This window comes from Actinomadura sp. BRA 177, from assembly GCF_013372625.1.
Lineage (GTDB): Bacteria > Actinomycetota > Actinomycetes > Streptosporangiales > Streptosporangiaceae > Spirillospora.
Window position 1 is genome coordinate 1 of sequence record NZ_JABXFD010000668.1, and the last position, 2,739, is coordinate 2,739.

The window sequence follows — 2,739 nt, forward strand, 5'->3', positions numbered from 1 at the left end:
CCAGTCCCGCCTCCGCTGCCCGACAAGGCGTGGATCAACGAGCCCCGACCGTCCACCATCGAGACCACCGAGGATCAGCAGGCAGCCAACGCAGCATGACGTGTGTCATCCGGTTTGACATCTACCGCGTGCCCGGCGTCATCGGCGAGCCGTACGAGGACGCGTCCGGCAACCGGTACCTGGCGATGTTCCGCCAGCCCGTCCTGATCTACGAGGCCGACGCAGAAGCCATCGTGAAGGCCCATGCACGCGCCTTCACCCGCGAAATGGACATCGCCGTCTACATCGAGGACATGTTCAAGACCGGCCACGACGAAGCCAACCGCAAGACCGTCCGCGCGGTCACGGCCGAGGAGATGCCTCTGGTCGGCTTCGCCGTCCACGGCCCGAAGAACGGCGTGGACAAAGTGCTCAAGGGGCTGAAACTGCACCCGTGAGCCCGGCGACCTCCGCCAAACGCTCCCGATGCCGGTCAGGCGTACCGAACAGCTGCCGCGACCCCTGGGCGCGCTTGAAGTACAGGTGCGCGTCGTGCTCCCAGGTGAACCCGATACCCCCGTGAATCTGAATCGCCTCGCCCGCCGTGTGGAAGTAGGCGTCCGAACAGTACGCCTTAGCCAATGCGGCAGCGCCCGGCAGCTCCTCGGGGCTCTCGTCGGCCACACCCGACGCGTTCAGCACGGCCGACCGTGCCGACTCGACCAGCACGAACATGTCCGCGCACCGGTGCTTGATCGCCTGGAACGACCCGATCGGACGTCCGAACTGGTGCCGCACCTTGGCGTACTCGACGGTCATGTCCAGGGTCTTCTGCGCGCCCCCGAGCTGCTCGGCGGCCAGCGCCACGGCCGCGACGTCGAGAGCCCGCCTGATGGCGTCCTCCCCGCCGACCTTCCGTGCCGGGACGCCGTCGAACTCGATCCGCGCCAGCTTCCGCGTCTGGTCGAGCGTAGGCACAGACGTTCGGGTAAGCCGCGACACGTCCTCCACGGCGAAGAGCCCCACACCGCCCTCGTCCCGCGCCGCAACGAGAATCAGATCGGCGATGTGCCCGTCCAGCACGAAGCTCTTGCTGCCCCGCAGCACTCCGCCCTCGAACCGGGCCTCGACATCATCAAGTTCCCAGGACCCGCCGTCCTCGGCCACCGCCAGCGTCGCGATGACCGACCCGTCGGCGATACCGGGCAGCAGGTCATGCCCGCCCTCACCGGCCTGCAGCGCCGCCGCGGCCGTGATCGTCGCGAGGAACGGCGCGCACACGACCGCCCGTCCCATCTCCTCGAACACGACGGCCAGCTCCCGCACCCCGAACCCGGCGCCGCCATGCTCCTCGGCGATCGCGAGGCCCTGCAGCCCGAGCTGCTCGGCCATCTGCGCCCACACCTTGGGGTCGTAGCCCTCGGCCGTCTCCATCAGCCGCCGCACCTCGGCGGCGGGGGACCGGTCGGCGAAGAAGCGCCGCAGCGCGTCCCGCAGCTCCCGCTGTTCCTCGGTGACGACGAGCTTCATCCGGCGGCCTCCCACACGTGTCCCACACTTACCGGGTCATCGTGCCGCGCACCGGCCGCCCGCCTCGCCGGCGTTCCCATCCAGCGGGACGGTCAGGGCGCCCAGTCGTGCGGCCCCAGCACGTAGCCCTCGCTGGTCGAATGCAGGTGGTTGACCGACACCAGATGCCCGAGCGCGGCCCACAGATCCTCCTCGGGCGCCTCGACGAGCGCCCCGATCGTCTCGAAGTCGGCCGCGCTGCCCTCCTTGTCGATCTCCGCGACGGTCTCGTACACGGTCAGCTCGAAGTCCGACAGCTCCTGGACGTCCCCGCGTCCGACATCTCGCTCATCCATAGCCAAACCCTGCCCACTCGCCACCCGTTCTATCTGCCGCAAGCACGGCCAATGCCGGTTTGGTGTTTCGTCGTCTCGCGGGGAGGATGCCACGGGGGACGTGGTCGTACGAGTGCACGCGGCAGGCTTCGTCCCCGACGAACTCGACTGGCCCGGCACGTGGGCAGACCGGGCGGGACGCGACCGGACGCCATCGATCCCGGCTCACGACGTCACAGTCGTGGTCACCGAAGTCGCCCTACGGAACCACCGGCCTGGCCGCCCAGCTGGCCCGCGACGCCGGCGCGCACGTCATCGCCACTGGCCGTGCCCGCTCCGCCGCCAAGATCAAGCCAGGCGGCACCCTGGTGACGATCACGGCACCGCCCGCGGACGGACGCGCCGTCTTCTTCATCGTCGAGCCCGACCACGACCAGCTGACCGAACTCGCCGAGCGTGCCGACTCGGGCCGCCTCCGAGCCCACGTCGGCGCCGTCTACTCCCTGGCCGAAACACGCGCAGCATTCGAGGCCAAACACAAGAGCGTCCCGGCAAGGTCATCATCGAAATCTGACCCCCAACCGCCCTACCGCTCATACTCGTCCCACAACGCAAGGGCGTGTATCAACGCCTCTTCGAGTTGCTCACCCGCCGCCCGATACCCCCTGCGTAGAGCGCGCAACACCAACGCCTTCCCCTCATGGGCGCGGGAAGCCGCCGACCAGGTCGTGGGCGCGCCTTCGCCCGCTCGGCGGCCACGCACCGCCGGGGGTCCCCGTGGTCTAGAGCACCTGACTCTCACAGGTGATGGTGGTGTCGGGAGCGTCCGCACTGGTCATGGTGTTGCGGGAAGCTGATTCGGGGCACTAGGGCGGCCGGTATTCTCACGATGTGGCCCCGTTCATCCGTCGAGTGA

4 protein-coding genes are annotated in these 2,739 nt (G+C 69.0%); 2 read left to right on the top strand and 2 right to left on the bottom strand.

What is annotated here, in order from left to right:
* The first annotated feature begins 95 nt into the window (after positions 1-95).
* On the top strand, positions 96-437 hold the full coding sequence (locus tag HUX53_RS37410) for a DUF2000 domain-containing protein (protein ID WP_176408006.1): 342 nt from the start codon (positions 96-98) through the stop codon (positions 435-437).
* Here the strand turns inward: HUX53_RS37410 and HUX53_RS37415 are convergent.
* Positions 412-1,509, bottom strand: coding sequence for an acyl-CoA dehydrogenase family protein (locus HUX53_RS37415; RefSeq protein WP_176408007.1), 1,098 nt, complete (start codon positions 1,507-1,509; stop codon positions 412-414). The genes HUX53_RS37410 and HUX53_RS37415 overlap by 26 nt on opposite strands.
* A gap of 92 nt (positions 1,510-1,601) precedes the next feature.
* Positions 1,602-1,844, bottom strand: a complete 243-nt coding sequence (locus tag HUX53_RS37420) for a hypothetical protein (protein WP_176408005.1) — start codon at positions 1,842-1,844, stop codon at positions 1,602-1,604.
* 86 nt (positions 1,845-1,930) lie between these two features.
* Here HUX53_RS37420 and HUX53_RS43250 point away from each other — a divergent pair, with 86 nt between their 5' ends.
* Positions 1,931-2,680, top strand: a complete 750-nt coding sequence (locus HUX53_RS43250; RefSeq protein ID WP_369009235.1) for a zinc-binding dehydrogenase — start codon at positions 1,931-1,933, stop codon at positions 2,678-2,680.
* Positions 2,681-2,739: the final 59 nt, after the last annotated feature.